This is a genomic window from Candidatus Terasakiella magnetica, from assembly GCF_900093605.1.
In the GTDB taxonomy this organism is placed as follows: Bacteria; Pseudomonadota; Alphaproteobacteria; order Rhodospirillales; family Terasakiellaceae; genus Terasakiella; species Terasakiella magnetica.
In genome coordinates, this window is the sequence record NZ_FLYE01000003.1 from 38,687 (window position 1) to 57,919 (window position 19,233).

The 19,233-nt window shown below is 47.3% G+C and carries 18 protein-coding genes; 17 read left to right on the forward strand and 1 reads right to left on the reverse strand.

Features of this window, described 5'->3' with window-relative positions; translation table 11 throughout:
- The first annotated feature begins 2 nt into the window (after positions 1–2).
- Entirely contained in the window at positions 3–1,073 is a 1,071-nt protein-coding gene (gene cobW / locus MTBPR1_RS04200) for a cobalamin biosynthesis protein CobW (protein WP_069186316.1), read from the forward strand.
- Between the two features lie 64 nt (positions 1,074–1,137).
- Here the strand turns inward: cobW and MTBPR1_RS04205 are convergent, their stop codons facing one another.
- Positions 1,138–2,154, reverse strand: a complete 1,017-nt coding sequence (locus MTBPR1_RS04205; protein WP_069186317.1) for an NAD(P)/FAD-dependent oxidoreductase — start codon at positions 2,152–2,154, stop codon at positions 1,138–1,140.
- Between the two features lie 84 nt (positions 2,155–2,238).
- On the opposite strand from MTBPR1_RS04205, the gene tsaE reads away from it, so the two are divergent.
- The 16 genes from tsaE (at position 2,239) to pnp (ending at position 19,114) form a co-directional block, all read left to right on the forward strand.
- Complete coding sequence (tsaE, locus tag MTBPR1_RS04210) at positions 2,239–2,700, forward strand: tRNA (adenosine(37)-N6)-threonylcarbamoyltransferase complex ATPase subunit type 1 TsaE (RefSeq protein WP_069186318.1); 462 nt, start codon at positions 2,239–2,241, stop codon at positions 2,698–2,700.
- Positions 2,693–3,700: an aminoglycoside phosphotransferase family protein gene (locus MTBPR1_RS04215; RefSeq protein ID WP_069186319.1), complete on the forward strand. Its 1,008-nt coding sequence runs from the start codon at positions 2,693–2,695 to the stop codon at positions 3,698–3,700. The genes tsaE and MTBPR1_RS04215 overlap by 8 nt, the downstream gene beginning before the upstream one ends.
- A complete protein-coding gene (locus tag MTBPR1_RS04220) occupies positions 3,685–4,416 on the forward strand; it encodes a nucleotidyltransferase family protein (RefSeq protein ID WP_069186320.1) in 732 nt (243 codons plus the stop codon). Before MTBPR1_RS04215 ends, MTBPR1_RS04220 begins: the two co-directional genes overlap by 16 nt.
- Positions 4,409–5,953 (forward strand): apolipoprotein N-acyltransferase, encoded by a 1,545-nt coding sequence (lnt, locus tag MTBPR1_RS04225; protein WP_069186321.1) that lies wholly within the window; start codon positions 4,409–4,411, stop codon positions 5,951–5,953. The genes MTBPR1_RS04220 and lnt overlap by 8 nt, the downstream gene beginning before the upstream one ends.
- Positions 5,954–6,087: 134 nt before the next feature.
- On the forward strand, positions 6,088–6,549 hold the full coding sequence (locus tag MTBPR1_RS04230) for a helix-turn-helix domain-containing protein (protein ID WP_069186322.1): 462 nt from the start codon (positions 6,088–6,090) through the stop codon (positions 6,547–6,549).
- A 194-nt stretch (positions 6,550–6,743) separates the two neighbouring features.
- On the forward strand, positions 6,744–7,916 hold the full coding sequence (gene metK / locus MTBPR1_RS04235) for a methionine adenosyltransferase (protein ID WP_069186323.1): 1,173 nt from the start codon (positions 6,744–6,746) through the stop codon (positions 7,914–7,916).
- Positions 7,917–8,008: 92 nt separating this feature from the next.
- Positions 8,009–8,716, forward strand: a complete 708-nt coding sequence (gene trmB / locus MTBPR1_RS04240; protein WP_069186324.1) for a tRNA (guanine(46)-N(7))-methyltransferase TrmB — start codon at positions 8,009–8,011, stop codon at positions 8,714–8,716.
- Positions 8,717–8,793: 77 nt separating this feature from the next.
- Entirely contained in the window at positions 8,794–9,579 is a 786-nt protein-coding gene (locus MTBPR1_RS04245; protein WP_069186325.1) for a substrate-binding periplasmic protein, read from the forward strand.
- Positions 9,580–9,755: 176 nt separating this feature from the next.
- Entirely contained in the window at positions 9,756–10,250 is a 495-nt protein-coding gene (gene rimP, locus MTBPR1_RS04255; RefSeq protein ID WP_069186327.1) for a ribosome maturation factor RimP, read from the forward strand.
- Positions 10,251–10,256: 6 nt separating this feature from the next.
- On the forward strand, positions 10,257–11,771 hold the full coding sequence (nusA, locus tag MTBPR1_RS04260; RefSeq protein WP_069186328.1) for a transcription termination factor NusA: 1,515 nt from the start codon (positions 10,257–10,259) through the stop codon (positions 11,769–11,771).
- The gene (locus MTBPR1_RS04265; protein WP_069186329.1) at positions 11,758–12,348 is read left to right on the forward strand and encodes an RNA-binding protein; all 591 of its coding nucleotides are present in this window, start codon (positions 11,758–11,760) and stop codon (positions 12,346–12,348) included. Before nusA ends, MTBPR1_RS04265 begins: the two co-directional genes overlap by 14 nt.
- A gap of 58 nt (positions 12,349–12,406) precedes the next feature.
- A complete protein-coding gene (gene infB, locus MTBPR1_RS04270) occupies positions 12,407–14,965 on the forward strand; it encodes a translation initiation factor IF-2 (RefSeq protein WP_069186330.1) in 2,559 nt (852 codons plus the stop codon).
- An 81-nt stretch (positions 14,966–15,046) separates the two neighbouring features.
- Positions 15,047–15,451, forward strand: coding sequence for a 30S ribosome-binding factor RbfA (gene rbfA, locus MTBPR1_RS04275; RefSeq protein WP_069186331.1), 405 nt, complete (start codon positions 15,047–15,049; stop codon positions 15,449–15,451).
- A gap of 70 nt (positions 15,452–15,521) precedes the next feature.
- Positions 15,522–16,418, forward strand: a complete 897-nt coding sequence (truB, locus tag MTBPR1_RS04280; protein ID WP_069186332.1) for a tRNA pseudouridine(55) synthase TruB — start codon at positions 15,522–15,524, stop codon at positions 16,416–16,418.
- A gap of 20 nt (positions 16,419–16,438) precedes the next feature.
- Positions 16,439–16,708 carry a 30S ribosomal protein S15 gene (gene rpsO, locus MTBPR1_RS04285; protein ID WP_069186333.1) on the forward strand — a complete coding sequence of 90 codons (270 nt, stop codon included), beginning with the start codon at positions 16,439–16,441 and terminating at the stop codon, positions 16,706–16,708.
- A gap of 198 nt (positions 16,709–16,906) precedes the next feature.
- Positions 16,907–19,114: a polyribonucleotide nucleotidyltransferase gene (gene pnp, locus MTBPR1_RS04290; RefSeq protein WP_069186334.1), complete on the forward strand. Its 2,208-nt coding sequence runs from the start codon at positions 16,907–16,909 to the stop codon at positions 19,112–19,114.
- Positions 19,115–19,233: the final 119 nt, after the last annotated feature.

A 19,233-nucleotide genomic window follows, 5' to 3' on the forward strand; every position in this document is an offset into this window, starting at 1 on the left:
CGATGAAAATTCCAGCAACTGTCATTACCGGCTTTTTAGGTGCCGGCAAAACAACCTTGATCCGCCATATGCTTGAAAATGCCGGTGGTAAACGTATCGCCTTGGTGATTAATGAATTTGGCGATCTTGGCGTGGACCGTGAAATGGTCAAAGGCTGCGGCATTGAAGGCTGCGAAGATGAAAATGGTGATGACAATGTGATTGAGCTGGCAAACGGCTGTATCTGTTGCACGGTCGCAGATGAATTCCTGCCCACCATGGAAGCCTTGCTGGAACGCGAAACCCCACCTGATCATATTGTGATTGAAACTTCCGGTCTGGCCCTGCCCAAACCCTTGGTAAAAGCCTTTAACTGGCCTGAGATTAAAACCCGCGTCACCGTTGATGGTGTAGTCACCGTGATTGATACCCACGCCGTTGAAATGGGGCGTTTTGCCGATGATGAAGCGACCATTCAAAAAGTGCGCGAAAGCGATGAAAACCTTGATCACGACAACCCGCTTGAAGAATTATTTGAAGACCAACTGCAATGTGCAGACATGGTTTTGATGAATAAGTCCGATCTGGTAGAAGAAGCGCGTTTTGCCACCATTCAGTCTGATCTAAAATCGCGTGTGCGCGACCATGTGAAATTTATCAAAACAGACCATGGTCAAGTGGACCCGGCGATTTTGCTCGGCCTTGATGCCGCAGCTGAAGATGATTTGGCAGGGCGTGATTCTCATCATGAACATGGGCATGATCACGACCATGAGCATGACCACCATCATGAGCATGATCATAGCCATGACGAGTTTGAAAGTTTCTCTTTATCCCTTGGTCCGATTAACGATCCGGTGGCTTTAGAAAGCAAGCTTTTAGAAGTGGTCGATACCCACGATATTTTGCGCGTAAAAGGCTTCTTGGATATCCCCGGCAAACCCATGCGCCATGTGGTGCAAGGCGTCGGCCCGCGTTTCCAACGTTATTTTGATCGCCCTTGGGCTCAAGATGAAGCGCGCTCCAGCCAATTGGTGATCATTGGCAAACACGGCCTTGATCGTGCTGCCATTGAAAAATCGCTGGTTGCTTAATAAAAAAACAAACACAAAAAAGCCCCGCCGTTAAAACGTGCGGGGCTTTTTTGTTTTTTAGGTCTTACTCGCTTGGTACACCCATGGAGGTGGAATATTCAAAGTGGAGTTCTTCACCCGGATGGGCATAGGCATGGGCTGCGCGTGCAGCCATTGCGGCTTCTGAAAAACCACATAGGATAAGCTTGAGCTTATTTTGATAGGTGATGATATCGCCAACAGCAAAGACACCTTCTTCAGAGGTTTGCATGGTTGTCGGGTCAACATTGAGGTGTTTTTTCTCAAGCTCAAGGCCCCAATCGGCAATCGGGCCGAGGTTTTGCGACAGGCCGTAAAACGGCAGCAAAATATCGGCTTCCAGATCACGTGTGTTGCCATCAAAATCTTTGACCACAACGGCGCTGATCTGATCGCCTTCGCCTTTAAGTCCTTCAAGCTGATAAGGCACCACCAGTTCGATCTTGCCGTCTTCATCCAGCTGTTTCATCTGAGAAACGCTTTCAGGGGCAGCGCGGAATTTTGGACGGCGGTGAACCACCTGAACGGATTTTGCCACATCGGCAAGGGAGAGAGCCCAATCGACCGCACTGTCACCACCACCAGCAATGACCACACGCTTGTCGCGGAAATCTTCGCGTTTGCGCACCATATAGAAAACAGACGTGCCTTCATATTGCAGCAAGCCTTCAAGCGGTGGGCGGTTTGGACCAAATGCACCCACACCAGCGGCAATAATTACGGCCTTGGCGTTGATCTTGGTGCCTTTGTTGGTTTCAAGTTCAAAAGAACCATCGTCTTGTTTTTCAAGTTTTGTCACTTGCTGGGAAAGATGATAGACCGGATCAAACGGGGCGGCCTGTTCTTCCAGCTTATTAATCAGCTCACCACCGGTGATGGAAGGGTGGGCCGGAATATCATAGATTGGTTTTTCAGGATAAAGCGCTGTACATTGACCGCCGATCATATCCAGTGCATCAATGACATGGCATTGCATTTTCAACATGCCGCATTCAAAAACGGCAAAAAGGCCAGTTGGACCTGCACCAATAACGACAACGTCGGTTTTTTGTATTTCGCTCATTTCTCTTAAACCTTTAAGTATTCGGTAAACCAATTGTGCATAAAATGCGATGAAAAAGCCTTTGAAGTCTAGTATTAAGTTTTCATGATTATAGAAATTCACTCCCAATTAGAAACTGAAGAGCTCGCGCGCAAGCTTGCATACAAGGCTATGCCCGGTGATGTGATTGCCCTGCATGGTAATTTAGGTGTGGGCAAATCGGTTTTTGCCCGTGCCTTTGTGCGCGCTTTAACCACCCCTGATGAAGAAGTGCCGAGCCCCACCTTCACCCTTGTGCAAATTTATGACGCTGAATTTGGCGAGCTTTATCATTTTGATATGTATCGCCTAGACCAGCCCGATGATTGTTTAGAGCTTGGTATTGAAGAGGCCTTTAGTGAAGGGGTGTCTTTAATTGAATGGCCGGGCAAAATTGGCAATTACCTGCCTTGGGATTGTTTGAATATTAAAATCAGCCATGGCGAGTCTGGTGAGATGAGCCGCCATGTTGAGCTGAGTACACAAGGCAATTGGGATGTCCGCATAAAGGAGTTATCACTTGGTTGATCGTATAGAGTTGCGCGATGGGTTTTTAAAAGAAAACGGCTGGGGGGATGTGGATTGTCCGCTTTTGGCCGGAGATGCATCTTTTCGTAAATATTATCGATTAAGCCGTGGGGGAAAATGCGTTGTGTTGATGGATGCACCGCCCCCCCAAGAAGATGTGCGCCCCTTTATCAAGATTGCCAAATTTCTTACAGGCCACGGCTTTAGTGCGCCTGAAATTTATGCGCAGGATGTGGAAAACGGTTTTTTGCTCATTGAAGACCTCGGCGATGATACCTACACGCAGCTTTTAGCACAGGGCGCAGATGAAGAAGCGCTTTATCAACTGGCAACCGATGTGTTGATTGAACTCCATCAAGAAAAAATTGGCCTGGCAGACGATTTACCTGCCTATGATGTGGCCTTGCTTAATCGGGAATGTTTGTTGTTGCCACAATGGTGGATGCAGGCGGCCTTTGATGAAGATTATGTCAGTGAAGGGATGACCGCCTCATATCTGGCGGCATGGAAACCTGCTTTTGAATTTGTGCAAAAACAGCCCAATGTGTTGGTCTTGCGCGATTATCATGTGGATAATCTGCTGGTGCTGAAAGGTCGTGAAGGCTGGAAAACTTGCGGGCTGCTGGACTTTCAAGACGCGGTGGCGGGTTCAGCCCTTTATGATTTAATGAGTTTGTTAGAAGATGCGCGGCGCGATATTGAGCCCGCACTTATTGAAAAGATGAAACAACGCTATCTTGCCGCTTTTAAAGAGATGGAGCGCGAAGAGTTTGAGGCGGTGTTTGCCATTTTGGGCGCGCAACGCCATGCCAAGGTGATCGGGATCTTTGCGCGGTTGTGTATGCGCGATGGCAAGCCGATTTATCTGGAACATATCCCACGGGTCTGGCGTTTGTTTGAACGCTCCCTTGAACATCCTATTTTAAAAGACGTGAAAGAGTGGGTCGATACCCATATCGCTCAAGAAAAAAGAGGAACACCACCATGTCTGATGCAATAACTTTCGGTATGGTGCTCGCCGCTGGTCTGGGTACACGTATGCGCCCTTTAACGCTTTATACGCCAAAGCCGTTGATAAAGGTTGCCGGGCGCACTATGGCGGACCGTGCCTTGGATCGTTTTTTAGAAGCGGGTGTGCAAAACGCGGTGCTTAATATCAGCTATCTAGGTGACCAGATAGCCAAACATTTTGAAGAGCGCAGTGATCTTGCAATTTCTCTCTCAGAAGAAGACGAGCCCTTAGAAACAGGTGGCGGGGTGCAAAAGGCTTTGCCCCTATTAAAAGGTGATGCTTTTTTTGTGATGAATGGGGATGCCATTTTGTTAAACGGCCCGACGCCAGCCTTGGAACGACTCGCGGCAAAATGGGCGCGGGAAGATGAGATTGATGTCTTGCTGCTGCTTTTACCCAGCCATAAGGCAACGGGTTATGAGGGGCAGGGGGATTTTACCTTAAGTTCAGATGGGATACCCGCCTTTCGCGGTGAATTAGATACGGCCCCTTATGTTTTTAGCGGCACGCAAGTACTGTCGCGCCGTGTGTTTGAAGGACGTGAAATGGGGAAATGGTCTTTGCGCGAAGTATATGAGCAAGCCATTGCACAAGGTCGCGTCAAAGCCATTGTTCATGACGGGGACTGGTTGCATGTGGGCACCCCTGAAGGGCTGGACGTTGCGGAAGATTATTTTGCCAAAAGAGAGTCTGTTGATGGATAAGGCCAAATGGAAACGCAGGCTGTTTCTTATTTTATTGGGCTTATGTGTGGTGGCAGCTTTGCCCCCGTTTCATATCTGGCCCTTAGCTTTTGTCGGCCTGTCGGGGCTCTTTTTATATCTGGATAAAACAGAAACCAAGAAACAGGCCTTTTTTACAGGCTGGCTTTTTGGGGCAGGTTTTTTTGGTGGCGGGCTTTACTGGCTGACCAACGCATTTTTTGTTCATGCTGATAAACATGGCTGGCTTGTACCTATTGCAGTACCTGCTTTGGCTGCGGCCATGGGGCTCTTTATCGGGCTGACTTGCGTCCTCAGCGTTATCTTATGGCGTGAGCATAGGGCGCAGTCTCAGGTTTATGGACGGCTTATCCTCTTTGCATTGGCATGGACTGTTCTGGAATGGGTGCGCAGTTGGATATTTACCGGATTTCCTTGGAATCTGATGGGCACGATTTGGGCTTTCAGTGATGAGATGATTCAACCTGCAGCTTATATGGGGGCTTATGGTTTAAGTCTGTTTACGGTTTTGGCTGCTGTGTTGCCTGTGGGCTTTTTCTATGTGGAAAAACGCAAGAAAATGGGTGCGGCTTTCCTTGTTGGGCTAATCCCGATTGTAATGTTTACCCTTGGTTATGTTCGACTTTCTGATGCAGTGGTTGAAACCTATGACGGGGTGCTGCTGCGCCTTGTTCAACCCAATATTGCCCAAGCTGATAAATGGAAAAAAGATCTTAAAATTCAGAACTTCCAAAAGCTTCTTGATTTAAGTGCGGCGCGCAAAGAGGGGGCTGCCAGCCCCACCCATGTGATTTGGCCGGAAACAGCGGTAACTTTCCCGCTTAATCGGGATGAGCGGGTTAGGCGGGCTGTGGGCTCGGTTGCGCCAACGGGTGGGGCGGTGATTACAGGTACACCACGCATGACACAAAGGGGCGAGACGCCTTTTCAGGTTTGGAATTCCTTGATGGTGGTGAATGAAGTCGGGCAGGTGGTTGCAAATTATGACAAGTCCCATCTTGTACCGTTTGGGGAATATATCCCGTTTCGAAAAATCTTACCTCTTCAGAAGTTAACGGCAGGCGGTGTAGACTTTTCAGCAGGGCCGGGACCTCAAACAATCAAGGTCGGTGGATTACCTTCTTTTAGCCCTTTGATTTGTTATGAAATTATCTTTCCAGGGGCGGTTAAAGATGAAGAAAATCGCCCACAATGGCTGCTCAATGTCACAAATGACGGTTGGTATGGAAATAGTCCGGGCCCCTATCAACACTTAATAAGTGCACGCATGCGAAGCGTTGAAGAAGGCTTACCCTTGGTGCGCAGTGCCAATACTGGCATAACAGTTGTAACCGATGGGTTTGGACGTATCCGCCACCAAATAGCTTATGGGAATGAGGGTTTCATTGACGTTGAGCTACCTAAACCTTTGGTGAAAGCACCAATGGCTGCCACTTGGCAGGGTCTTGTAAATATCTGTTTACTTCTTGTTTACATGATGATTGCGCAATGGATCTTTATTACTTATCGGAAAAGATAATGTTCTACTGCGAGTTATTTTTTGCATTTTGAGCAGTCCTGTAGTTGTGTTTAGGGTGCGAAGTTTGCTATAGTCTTTTTCAGATTCGGGCCGAGCTGAAATTCAGCTGGGACGCATAAAGGAAAAGCGGAAAAATGGATAAAGTTGCAAAACTTCAAGGCTTACCAAAGAAGAAGCCGGGAGAAGCAAACCCAATTGATATCTATGTTGGCACACGTTTGCGCCAGCGCAGAACCCTGTTGGGAATGAGCCAAGGCAAGCTTGGTGACACGGTTGGATTGACCTTTCAACAAATCCAAAAATACGAGCGTGGCGCTAACCGCATTGGCGCGAGTCGTCTTTATGATCTAAGTCGCGTTTTAGATGTGTCGATTGCCTATTTCTTTGAGGATATGCCTGCGGAAATCAGTGAAGACCGATACAAAGGGGTAAGTCAGGAACTCAGCACCAATGTGAGTGCGTTTGAGGTTGATGACATGACGCGCCGTGAGACATTAGAGCTGGTGCGCAATTATTATAAAGTGACAAACCCAACAGTGCGCCGTCGTTTATTTGAGCTGGCCAAAGTTTTGGCTTGCGATATCAAATCTGCATAAGTCTCTTGTAACTTAAAACTTGACCTATAGGTTTTATCTGATAGAAGAAGCCTAGATTTTCTGCGCAATATCCGCAGAAAACATGGGGGGATTTGGATCGCTTGCGCACCCATGATAAAAAATGTCGCTAAGTGGGCTTAATATATAGTGCCCTTGATCCATTGGTTTAACTCTTTGATCGAAAGGCGCTATAAATGGCTCTCGATAAATATCTTTTTACATCTGAATCTGTTTCTGAAGGTCACCCTGATAAGGTTGCTGACCGTATTTCCGATTCTATCATCGATGCATTTCTTGAACTGGACCCGGTTTCACGCGTTGCTGTTGAAACAATGGTTACAACAAACTTTGTCGCTCTGGCTGGTGAAGTTCGTGGTCCAGATGAAATGAACCATGAAAAATTCAAAGAAATCACACGCCAAGCCATTAAGGATATTGGTTATGAGCAACGTGGTTTTCACTGGAAAGATTGTGAAATCACTTCACAAATCCACTCCCAGTCTGCTGATATCGCGCAAGGCGTAGATGAAGGTAGCGGCACCGATACAGAAGAAGGCGCTGGCGACCAAGGTATCATGTTTGGTTACGCAACCAACGAAACACCTGAGCTGATGCCTGCGCCGATCATGTATTCGCACCAAATCCTGCGTCGCATGGCTGAAGACCGTCACTCTGGTAAAGTTAAGGGCTTTGGTCCTGACAGTAAATCACAGGTGACTTTGGCTTATGAAAATGGCAAGCCTGTTCGTGCAACCTCGCTGGTTGTTTCAACACAGCATGACGAAAGCCTGTCTTTGGATAATGTGCGTGAACTTGTTCTGCCGTATTTTGAAGAAGTTTTGCCAGAAGGCTGGTTGCCATCTGATGAAAACATCTATGTAAACCCAACAGGGCGTTTTGTTATTGGCGGTCCTGATGGGGACGCGGGCCTGACGGGTCGTAAAATCATCGTGGATACATACGGTGGGGCAGCCCCTCACGGTGGTGGTGCTTTTTCTGGTAAAGATCCAACAAAGGTTGACCGTTCTGCCGCTTATGCTGCGCGCTACCTTGCGAAAAACATTGTGGCGGCTGGTCTGTCTGATAAATGTACAATCCAGCTTTCTTACGCCATTGGTATTTCCAAGCCATTGTCTGTTTATGTGGATACAGCGGGTACAAACAAAGTTGATGAGGAAAAAATATCTCAAATTGCTGCTGAGATCATGGACCTGTCCCCACGTGGCATTCGTGAACATCTGCAACTGAACCGTCCGATCTATAAAGAGACATCTGCTTATGGTCACTTTGGTCGCACGCCAACAGCAGAAGGTCACTTCTCTTGGGAGAAAACAGACCTTGTTGATGAACTGAAACGCCAGTTCTAAATCAATAAAACGATTGAGATGCCTGTTGAACACAGGTATTGATGGGCCCCTGTTTTCAAGCAGGGGCTCATTTCTTTTGTAAGGCATAAAAGATGACTGAAAAACCGGAACTTTATACAACGCGCCTAAGAACCTTTGGGCGGCGTCAAGGCTATAAGCTTAAGCCACGTCAGCAAAGGCTGGTGGATAATTTACTGCCAGAGCTGCAGATTGAACCCTCACAAGACGGCTCCTATCTTGATCCTTCCAAGATGTTTAAGGTGCCTGTTAAGCAGGTCTGGTTTGAAGTCGGTTTTGGGGGCGGTGAGCATGCCGCAGCCCAGGTTGAGAATAATCCGGATATCGGTTTGATCGGTTGCGAGCCCTTCCTTAATGGTGTGGGGAGTTTACTCACGCATGTGGATGATCGTAATTTGCAAGACCGCATTCGCATTTATGGGGATGATGCGCGCTCAATGCTGGATGTGATGCCTGATGACAGTGTGGAGCGCTTGTTTTTATTGTTTCCTGACCCATGGCGCAAACGCCGTCACGCCAAGCGCCGTTTTGTGGGGGAAGAAAACCTCAAGCTGGTCTCGCGCGTGCTGAAAAGTGGTGGGGAGTTTCGCGTTGGCAGTGACCATATGCCTTATATTGATTGGACGTTGGAGCATTTGACTCGCCATGCTGATTTTGAATGGATTTGCGAAGGTCCAAAAGATTGGCGCGAACGCCCGGCTGACTGGCCACCAACCCGTTATGAGCAAAAAGCCATTCGTCAGGGAAAAGCCTGCGTATATTTGAGATTTAAACGCAAATAATTGTGAAAATAATATTGAGTTTCTGTTAAGATAAGGGCGTAAACTCATAAAAAGAATAATTTCGAAAGCTCTTGAAAATGCGCCGCGTTAACAGCTTTGCCGTATGGCTGTTTTTATGTTTTGTACTGTTAAGTCAGGTAAGCTTGCTTGCTGGATCACAGAGCGTGCGCGTTCTTGCCTATCCTTTTCCGCCTTATTTGAATGAAGATATGAAAACCGGTTTAACACCGGATGTCTTGTCTTTGCTTAATCATTATCAAAATGACTATAACTTTGTTCTTCACGTTGTTGAACCACAGCAACGATACGAAAATATAGTGTCGGCAAAGCAGGATATGATCCTTTTTGAGATGCCGCAGTGGGATTGGCAGGACAAGACAGATCATGTCATGTTTTCACGTCTTTTGATGAAGGGCGGTGAGGTCTATATCACCAAACGCACCAAAGACCGTGACCAAAGCTATTTTGATCAGATCAAAGATAAGCATATTGGCGCTTATGAAGGCTATCACTATAAGTTTGCTGACTATAATTCTGATGAAGCATGGTTAAAGGCGAACTTTGATATTGATTTAGCCAATCGTCACAGGATCATCATGGATTGGGTAAAACAGGGAAAAGTAGATGTAGGGGTGATTACTCTTGCGTTTTTAAGGCGCTATTTTAAGGACAATCCAAACGAGATTGCCGCCTATCTAGTGTCGCAAAACTTTGCACAAATTTATCACTTAAAGGCAGTTTTGCGCAAAAATGGTCCCATCAGTGTAGAGAATTTTGAAAAGATATTATCAGGTATTAAACATACCGATCGGTTTCATCGCTTGCTTGAGAAAAACGGTATCTTGCGCCAGTGGACTTTTTAGTCGTCTCTGTAGAAAATGCGGCTGATTATTTTTTCTTGCAATTGGAATAAATCAGCGTATAAAGAGGGCGAACTCAATACATAGCCACTTATGTGGATTTGATTGAAGTGGGCCGCTGGCCCGCTTTTTTTGTTAATGGGTCCAAGGGATTCGAAAGTTAGGAAAGGGAAAGCCATATGTCTTCAGAGATTAAACGCATTGAAGAAATCATTGCGCCAACCCTGACAGATCTGGGATACGCTATTGTACGTCTGCAAATGCAGGGGGATCGTCACCAGACTTTGCAGATTATGGCGGAACGCCTAGATCGTAAAATAATGGATGTCGATGATTGTGCAAAAATCAGCCGTGCCATTTCGCCTCTTTTGGATGTGGATGATCCCATTGAAGACCCCTACTCTTTGGAAGTGAGTTCTCCAGGTGTAGATCGTCCGCTTGTGCGGGCAGAAGATTTTGAACGTTTTGCCGGTTTCGAAGCCAAAGTAGAAATGTCTTACTTGATCGATGGACGCAAACGTTTCACAGGCCGCCTTGTGGGGCTTGTGGATGGAAATGTACAAATTCTGGTGGACGGTGTGGCTCAAGATCTTCCTTTTGAAGATGTTGTAAAAGCCAAATTGGTCCTCACCGATGACCTGCTTGCTGCAGCGTCGAAAGAACAAGGATTGTAAGGAAAGATGGAACAATCTAGCGGAATGCCTCGCCCTGAGTTGCTACAAGTTGCAGATGTTGTTGCACGTGATAAAGGGATTGAACGCGATCAGGTTTTTGAAGCCATGGAACAAGCCATTCAAAAGGCTGGTCGTTCCAAATATGGTCAAGAACACGATATCCGTGCCAATATCGACCGTAAAACCGGTGAGATTAAACTGGCACGCTACATCGAAGTCGTGGAAGAGGTCGAAGACGAACATATGCAAATGACCGTTGATCAGGCACGTGGGCGCAAAGCCGATGCTGAACTCGGTGAATTTCTTGTCGATCCGCTGCCACCAATTGATTTTGGTCGCATTGCTGCACAAACAGCCAAACAGGTTATTGTTCAAAAAGTTCGTGATGCAGAACGTGATCGCCAGTTTGACGAATATAAAGACCGTATCGGCGAAGTTGTTAACGGTCTGGTTAAACGCGTTGAGTTTGGTAATGTTATCGTTGACCTTGGCCGCACAGAAGCCCTGTTGCGCCGTGACGAATGTATTCCACGCGAACATGTGAAAAATGGCGACCGTATCCGCGCATACATTTTTGATGTACGTCGTGAAAACCGTGGCCCGCAAATCTTCCTGTCACGCTCTCACCCACAATTTATGGCGAAGCTCTTTACACAGGAAGTACCGGAAATTTATGACGGTATTATCGAAATTAAATCTGTTGCCCGTGATGCTGGTTCTCGTGCCAAGATCGCTGTTCAATCAACGGACCATTCCATTGACCCGGTTGGGGCATGTGTGGGTATGCGTGGCTCACGCGTTCAAGCCGTTGTTTCTGAGCTGCAAGGCGAGAAAATCGATATCATCCAGTGGTCCATGGACCCGGCAACCTTCATCGTAAATGCCTTAGCGCCTGCAGAAGTGGCCAAAGTCGTTTTGGATGAAGAAACAAACCGTATTGAGGTTGTTGTACCAGATGATCAGCTTTCACTAGCGATTGGTCGTCGTGGTCAAAACGTACGCCTTGCGTCACAGCTGACAACTTGGGACATTGATATCCTGACAGAAGCTGATGAGTCAGAGCGTCGCCAAGAAGAATTTAAAGCCCGTTCGGCTCAATTCATCGAAGCATTGGATGTGGATGATGTGATTGCGCACCTCTTGGTGACAGAAGGCTTCTCTTCTCTTGAAGAAGTAGCTTATGTACCGCGTGCAGAATTGGCTGAGATCGAAGGGTTCGATATGGATGTGGCTGAAGAGCTACGTGCACGTGCCTTGGCCTATCTTGAAGAACAAGACAAAGTTCTTGATGCTAAGCGTGTTGAGCTGGGCGTCAGTGACGAGTTGTTTAACGTTGAAGGCCTAAATGCAGCCATGGTTGTTGCCCTTGGTGAAAACGACGTGAAGACACTTGACGATCTGGCCGATTTGGCTGGTGACGAGCTGCGTGAATACGTTGGCGAGAAGAACCTCAGTGAAACGGCTGCTAATGACATTATCATGGCGGCGCGTGCACATTGGTTCGAAGATGAAGACGAATAAGGGGGATACCCCTGAACGCCGCTGTATCGTAACGGGATCGGTTTTACCTAAAGAAAAACTGATCCGTTGCGTGGTTTCTCCTGATGGTATTGTTGTACCGGATGTGGGAGAAAAACTGCCAGGACGCGGTTTGTGGTTGTCTGCGGCGCGAGATGTGGTAAATACCGCATGTGCGAAGAACGCATTTTCGCGCGCAGCTCGCCAAAACGTCAAACCTATGGAAGGTTTGGCGGATCGAATTGAAGCCCTGTTGGCGCAGCGCTGCCTTTCCTTAATTGGGATGATGCGCAGAACCAACGGTGTGATTTTCGGGTTTGAGAAGACCCGGGGCTGGCTCAGAGACGGTAAATGCACCGTTGTGTTAGCCGCCAGTGATGGCGCTGATGATGGGCGGGCAAAGATTAAGGCCTTAAGTGGTGACCTTCCTTTGATCGAATTATTCGATTCTGGGGAATTAGGTGGCACGGTAGGTCGGGACCATGTGGTCCATATGGGATTCGCGTCTGGCCGAATGGCTAAGCGTTTTCAAGTGGAGGCTTTGCGCTTGCAAGGTTTTCGCGACATAAAGAGTGATTGAATGAGGCATTTATCACATTGATAGATGCGAACGTACGAAAGACAGGCACAGTTCGGATATGACAGATAAAAAAGGCGATGACAGCAACAAGCTCAGCCTCAATCGACCCGGCAAACTTGAACTGAAGAAGACTGTAGAAGCAGGTCAGGTTAAGCAAAGCTTCTCCCATGGGCGCAGTAAGTCTGTGGCTGTCGAGGTGCGTAAGAAACGAACATTCGTTCAGGGAACTTCAGGACGCATGTCTGAAGTAAGCGCTCAGGAAAAAGCGGCTAAAGAACAGGCTGAAGCAGCCTTTAAGAAGCCGGAAGCACCTGTCGCAGCACCTTCTGATGTAGATCAGAACCTGACAAATGGTGAGATCGCCAAGCGCGCGCAAGTTCTTCAAAACGCCAAGAAAGCTGAAGAAGAAGCGGCAAAAGAAGCCTTGAAAGATGCTGAAGCACGCGCCAAGCGCGAGAAAGCAGATGCGGACCGTCGTGCTGAAGAAAAAGCCGATGCCGATCGCAAAGCAAAAGCTGAAGCCAAAGCTAAGGCAAAAGCGGATGCTGAAGAAAAGAAACGTGTTGAAGCAGATGCACGCCGTCAGGCTGAAGAAGCCTCGCTTGCTGCACAGCGTGCTGAAAAAGGTGCTGCGGCACCAACGAAAAAGCCTGAAGCAAAACCTGCTCCAAAGCCGAAGAAAAAAGAAGTTAAAAAACAAGATAACAACAAACGCGGCAATGACCGTCGCCGTGGCAAGGGTAAACTGTCTGTGGACAGCTTTGGTAATGAACAGCGCCAACGCTCACTGGCTTCAGTGAAACGTGCGCGTCAAAAACAAAAGCGTCAAGACAGCGGTGCCCAACAAGAACAAGCCAAGCAAAAACGTGAAGTGACATTGCCTGATCACATTACGGTTCAGGAACTTGCTAACCGTATGGCAGAACGTGCTGCAGCTGTTGTAAAAACATTGATGACAATGGGTACAATGGTGACCATCAACCAAACAATTGACGCTGATACAGCACAAGTTGTTGTGGAAGAATTTGGTCATACTGTAAAACGCGTTTCTGATGCGGATGTGGAAGTTGATCTGACAGGTCCAAAAGATGACGCCGCCGATATGGTTTCTCGCGCGCCGATCGTGACTGTGATGGGTCACGTTGATCATGGTAAAACATCTCTGCTTGATGCATTGCGTGAAACAGATGTTGTGGATAAAGAAGCCGGTGGTATCACCCAGCATATTGGTGCCTATCAGGTGACCATGGCAAGCGGTGCGAAAATCTCCTTTGTTGATACACCGGGTCACGAGGCCTTTACCGCCATGCGTGCACGTGGTGCTGAGCTGACAGATATCGTTATTCTGGTTGTGGCTGCCGATGATGGCGTTATGCCACAAACGATTGAGGCCATTCGCCACGCTAAAGCGGCAGAAGTGCCGATCATCGTTGCGATCAACAAAATTGATAAGCCGGGTGCAGACCCGATGCGTGTGCGTACAGAATTGCTGCAACATGAAATTCAGGTTGAAAGCATGGGCGGTGACGTAATGGATGTGGAAGTTTCCGCAAAGAAACGTCTCAACCTTGAAAACCTTGAAGAAACAATCTTGCTGCAAGCTGAAGTTCTTGAACTGAAAGCCAATCCTAACCGGGCTGCTGAAGGTGTGGTTGTTGAAGCCCGTCAAGAACGTGGTCGTGGTAACATCGCAACTGTGATGGTTCAACGCGGTACATTGAACATTGGTGATATCTTTGTTGTTGGTTCTGAATGGGGTCGTGTACGTGCCTTGGTTGATGATCATGGTCACCATGTGAAATCATCCGGTCCGGCAACACCTGTTGAGGTGCTTGGTCTACAAGGGACGCCTTCTGCAGGTGATCAGATGGTTGTGGTTGAAACCGAAGCCAAAGCACGTGAAGTTTCTGAATATCGTACCAATAAATCCAAAGCAGCAAAAGCAGCCGCTTCTGGTCGCGGGACGTTGGAAGAACTGTTTAGCCAGATCGCTGCTGGTGAAGTTAAGGAACTGCCTGTTCTTATTAAAGGTGATGTGCAGGGTTCTATTGAGGCCTTGTCCGGTACGTTTGATAAACTTGGGCGTGATGATGTGAAAGTGAAAGTCCTTCACGGCGCAGTTGGTGCGATTAACGAGTCAGATATTACGCTGGCACGTGCATCTAACGCCTTGATCATCGGCTTTAACGTTCGTGCCAACCCGCAAGCGCGTGAGATGGCAAAACGTGACGGTGTGGATATTCGTTATTACTCCATCATCTATGATGCAGCGGACGATGTGAAACGTATGATGTCTGGTCTGCTTGATCCAGTCTATCAAGAGAAATTCATCGGTTACGCTGAAATCCGTGAAACCTTCAATATCTCCAAAATCGGTACGATTGCGGGTTGTATGGTTACTGAAGGCGTCGTGAAACGCGGTGCTAAAGTGCGCTTGCTACGTGACAACGTTGTTGTTCATGAAGGCAGCCTTGGCCAGCTCAAGCGTTTCAAAGATGATGTGAAAGATGTGAAGTCTGGTTTCGAATGTGGTATGTCGTTCGAAAATTACAACGATATCAAAGTGGGCGATATGATCGAATGCTTTGAAATGGAACAGATCGAACAAGAACTTTAAATAATCAGCGCCCCTGTGAAAGCAGGGGCCTATTCCACCAAATCCCTCTTTTGGGATAATACGTGTGGAGGATGAGTTAAAATGACCAGACGTTCAGGTAAAGCCCCAACTCAGCGCCAATTGCGTGTGGGTGAGGAAATTCGTCATGCATTGGCTGAAATTGTCGCCCGTGCTGATTTTCGTGACCCCGATTTAATTGATGCCTCTATTTCAGTTTCAGAAGTACGCGTCAGTCCCGATTTGCGCAACGCAACTGTGTTTGTCTCTGACCTTGGTGGGGATAATACCGATGCGGTTGTGGATGGGCTTAACCGGGCAAGCGGTCATGTGCGCCATGAATATTCTCGTGTTTCCACAACAAAATATATTCCCAAGTTTAAATTCAAGCGCGACGATGCCTTGGATGAGGCTTTGAAAATCAATCGTTTATTGCAGGACCCCAAAGTTCAGGCGGATCTGCAAGAAGATGAGGAAGAAGACCTTTAAGTCGTCATGCTGGAGTTGATCCAGCATCCATGGACTCTGCAACAAGTCCAGAGTGACAAGAGTGTATATCATGGCCCGTAAGAAAAAAGGCATTCCCATTCACGGCTGGCTGATCATTGATAAGCCGCTGGAAATCTCTTCAAATAATGTGGTTGGTAAAGTGCGTTGGTTAACCAAGGCGCAAAAAGTCGGTCATGGCGGCACGCTGGACCCTTTAGCCACAGGCATTTTGCCGCTTGCTTTTGGGGAGGCGACAAAGACTGTGTCTTATGCAATGGATGGGGCGAAAACATATCGCTTTGAAGTCACCTGGGGGGAAAGTCGCACCACAGATGATGGCGAAGGCGAAGTCAATGCCACGTCAGACCACCGCCCAAGCCGTGAGAATATTGAAGCCATCTTACCCTCATTTTTAGGCGAGATTGAGCAAATACCACCGAAATATTCTGCCATTAAGATTAATGGGCAACGTGCTTATAAGTTGGCACGCGCTGATGAAGAAGTTGAAATGGCTGCACGCACAGTGCAAATCGATCGCCTTGAGCTAGTGGAATGTGTGGATGCGAATCGGGCAGTGTTTGAAGTTGATTGTGGCAAAGGTACCTATGTGCGCTCCTTAGGGCGTGATATTGCGCTTAAATTGGGCACGGTTGGATATATATCTGTCCTGCGGCGCACAAAAGTTGGCCCATTTGATGAAACAGGCGCGATTTCACTGGATTCTGTAGAAGAGATTGTGCATAGTGACGCGCTTTTTGAAAGCCTTCTTCCTATCGAGACCGTGCTAGACGACATCTTGGCACTGGCCTTAAGCGAAGAAGAGACCTTGAAAATTCGCAATGGCATGTCTTTGAAAAAAGACCAGCCCGATGCAGAAACCATGCGGTTGATGTTTGTGGGTAAAGTAGTTGCCTTGGCGAAAGTGGAAGACGGTATCGTTCAACCCTTCAGGGTCTTCAATTATTAATATTATATATGGAGTATCCGATGTCGATTACAGCTGAAGAAAAAGCACAAGTTATCGCAGAATACGCTACTAAAGAAGGCGACACAGGTTCACCTGAAGTACAAGTAGCCATTCTCACTAAGCGCATTGCAAACCTGACAGAGCACTTGAAGACTCATAAAAAAGACTTCCACTCTCGTCGCGGTCTGTTGCAAATGGTTGGTCAACGTCGTCGTCTCTTGGATTATGCCAAGAAGAAAGACGTTGCTCGTTACCAGAGCATCATTGAACGCTTGGGTCTGCGTCGCTAAGACACAGGTTTTAGGGGCAAGGCGCGATATACCGATTTTGGTGTTCGCGCCTTTCTTCGTTTTCGACCCCGTGGCATTTGTCACAAAGCCGTCAAACCACCGTTGGTCGAGGTGGTGTAGATTGGCGGATAAGACCGTAGGTTAATTTTTAAGGGAAGGTCCCTTAAGCGGTCTAAAGTACGTATGTAAGGAAGATATATGTTTAAAGAATTCCGTAAAGAAATCGAATGGGGCGGTCGTCCGCTTGTATTTGAAACTGGTAAAATCGCACGTCAGGCTGACGGTGCCGTAATGGTGACTTATGGGGAGACAAAGGTTCTTTGTACTGCCGTTGGTCAAAAGAAAGCCCGCACTGACATCGATTTCTTTCCGTTGACAGTCAACTATCAGGAAAAAGCGTTTGCTGCGGGTAAAATCCCGGGTGGCTTTTTCAAACGTGAAGGTCGCCCTTCTGAAAAAGAAACACTGACATCACGCCTGATTGACCGTCCAATCCGTCCGTTGTTTGCGCCGGGTTACAAAAACGAAACACAAGTTATCTGTACAGTATTGGCACATGACCTTGAAAACGATCCTGATATCGTTGCCATGGTTGGCGCGTCTGCTGCATTGACAATTTCCGGTATGCCATTCATGGGCCCAATTGGTGCGGCGCGCGTTGGTTATATCGAAGGCGAATATGTTCTCAACCCAACAACAGAAGAACTTGAAGATTCTGTTCTTGATCTGGCTGTTGCGGGTACGCAAGCTGGTGTACTGATGGTTGAATCAGAAGCTCAAGAGCTTTCTGAAGAAATCATGCTGGGCGCTGTGGCTTATGGTCATAAAGAATTCCAAACAGTCATCGATGCGATCATCGATTTGGCTGAAGCTTGTGCAAATGAGCCTTGGGATATGGCAGAGCCAGTTGCTTACCTTGGTGATGTTGAAGCAAAAGCTGCTGAGTTGGCTGAAGAAGGCCTGCGCGCTGCTTACAAAATCAAAGACAAGCAAGAACGTGTTGCTGCTGTAAATGAAGCAAAAGACAAAGTAACTGAATTCTACGCTGATGCTGTTGAAGCTGGCGAAGTAAATAAAGTTGTTGTTGCTGGCGTTCTGAAGAACCTTGAAAAAGACATCGTTCGTCGTGATATCATTGCAACACAGTCTCGTATCGATGGTCGTGACACAAAAACAGTTCGTGCGATTGATGCACAAGTTGGTTTGTTGCCACGCGCACATGGTTCTGCTTTGTTCACACGTGGTGAAACACAAGCCATGGCGGTAACGACTTTGGGTACAGGCCAAGATGAGCAAATCATCGATGCCTTGGACAAAGAATACCGTGAAAACTTCATGCTGCATTATAACTTCCCTCCATACTCTGTAGGTGAAGCAAGCTTCTTGAAGTCACCGGGTCGTCGTGAAATCGGCCATGGTAAATTGGCATGGCGCGCAATTCGCCCCTTGATGCCGTCTAAGGAAGAATTCCCTTACACAGTTCGTGTTGTTTCAGAAGTTACAGAATCTAACGGTTCTTCTTCTATGGCAACTGTTTGTGGTACATCCCTTTCTTTGATGGATTCTGGTGTTCCTTTGAAACGCCCTGTTGCGGGTATCGCAATGGGCCTGATCAAAGAAGACGATGGCTTTGCTGTTCTGTCTGACATCTTGGGTGATGAAGATCACCTTGGTGACATGGACTTTAAAGTTGCGGGTACTTGCGAGGGTATCACGTCTTTGCAGATGGACATTAAGATTACGTCTATCACGCCTGAGATCATGGAAATTGCACTGGACCAAGCTAAAGGTGGCCGTCAGTTTATCCTTGATGAGATGGCTTCTGCGATTACATCTGGTCGTGAAGATGTTTCTAACAACGCTCCAAAAATCACAGCTTTCCAGATCAACAAAGACAAGATCCGTGAAGTTATTGGTACAGGCGGTAAAGTTATCCGTCAGATCACTGAAGAAACTGGTGCGAAAATCGACATTGAAGACGACGGTACAATCCGCGTTGCCGCTGTTGATGGCGAGTCTGGTCAAAAAGCGATTGATTGGATCCAAGGTATTGTGGCTGAACCAGAGATCAATAAGATCTACCGCGGTAAAGTCGTAAAAGTCATGGATTTCGGTGCATTCGTTAACTACATGGGCACAAAAGACGGTTTGGTTCACATTTCTGAACTTAAAAACGAACGTGTTGCTCAAGTATCTGACGTCTTGTCTGAAGGTGACGAAGTTTGGGCGAAACTCATCGGTATTGATGATCGTGGTAAAGTTAAACTTTCTATGCGTGTTGTTGATCAGGAAACTGGTAACGACATCACAGAAGAAGTTGGCGAAAAGCGCCCACGTAGCGAAGGTGAAGGCGATTCTGATCGTCCACGCAAGCCACGCGGTCCACGCAAGCCACGTCGTGACTAAGTTAGGTTAAGCCTGCTTTAAAGAGAAAGCCCCTTGGTAACGGTTGTGCCAAGGGGCTTTTTTTATAGGCGAAATATAGGCACAAAAAAGCCCTTCCCAAATGAATGGGAAGGGCTTTT

What these genes read in the sequence shown, in the direction of transcription:
- metK (WP_069186323.1), top strand. Translation starts at nt 6,744, where the DNA reads ATGGCTCTCGATAAATATCTTTTTACATCTGAATCTGTTTCTGAAGGT.
- MTBPR1_RS04230 (WP_069186322.1), top strand. Translation starts at nt 6,088, where the DNA reads ATGGATAAAGTTGCAAAACTTCAAGGCTTACCAAAGAAGAAGCCGGGA.
- rimP (WP_069186327.1), top strand. Translation starts at nt 9,756, where the DNA reads ATGTCTTCAGAGATTAAACGCATTGAAGAAATCATTGCGCCAACCCTG.
- MTBPR1_RS04265 (WP_069186329.1), top strand. Translation starts at nt 11,758, where the DNA reads ATGAAGACGAATAAGGGGGATACCCCTGAACGCCGCTGTATCGTAACG.
- MTBPR1_RS04245 (WP_069186325.1), top strand. Translation starts at nt 8,794, where the DNA reads ATGCGCCGCGTTAACAGCTTTGCCGTATGGCTGTTTTTATGTTTTGTA.
- lnt (WP_069186321.1), top strand. Translation starts at nt 4,409, where the DNA reads ATGGATAAGGCCAAATGGAAACGCAGGCTGTTTCTTATTTTATTGGGC.
- infB (WP_069186330.1), top strand. Translation starts at nt 12,407, where the DNA reads ATGACAGATAAAAAAGGCGATGACAGCAACAAGCTCAGCCTCAATCGA.
- nusA (WP_069186328.1), top strand. Translation starts at nt 10,257, where the DNA reads ATGGAACAATCTAGCGGAATGCCTCGCCCTGAGTTGCTACAAGTTGCA.
- MTBPR1_RS04220 (WP_069186320.1), top strand. Translation starts at nt 3,685, where the DNA reads ATGTCTGATGCAATAACTTTCGGTATGGTGCTCGCCGCTGGTCTGGGT.
- MTBPR1_RS04205 (WP_069186317.1), bottom strand. Translation starts at nt 2,154, where the DNA reads ATGAGCGAAATACAAAAAACCGACGTTGTCGTTATTGGTGCAGGTCCA.
- tsaE (WP_069186318.1), top strand. Translation starts at nt 2,239, where the DNA reads ATGATTATAGAAATTCACTCCCAATTAGAAACTGAAGAGCTCGCGCGC.
- truB (WP_069186332.1), top strand. Translation starts at nt 15,522, where the DNA reads ATGGCCCGTAAGAAAAAAGGCATTCCCATTCACGGCTGGCTGATCATT.
- pnp (WP_069186334.1), top strand. Translation starts at nt 16,907, where the DNA reads ATGTTTAAAGAATTCCGTAAAGAAATCGAATGGGGCGGTCGTCCGCTT.
- rpsO (WP_069186333.1), top strand. Translation starts at nt 16,439, where the DNA reads ATGTCGATTACAGCTGAAGAAAAAGCACAAGTTATCGCAGAATACGCT.
- rbfA (WP_069186331.1), top strand. Translation starts at nt 15,047, where the DNA reads ATGACCAGACGTTCAGGTAAAGCCCCAACTCAGCGCCAATTGCGTGTG.
- cobW (WP_069186316.1), top strand. Translation starts at nt 3, where the DNA reads ATGAAAATTCCAGCAACTGTCATTACCGGCTTTTTAGGTGCCGGCAAA.
- trmB (WP_069186324.1), top strand. Translation starts at nt 8,009, where the DNA reads ATGACTGAAAAACCGGAACTTTATACAACGCGCCTAAGAACCTTTGGG.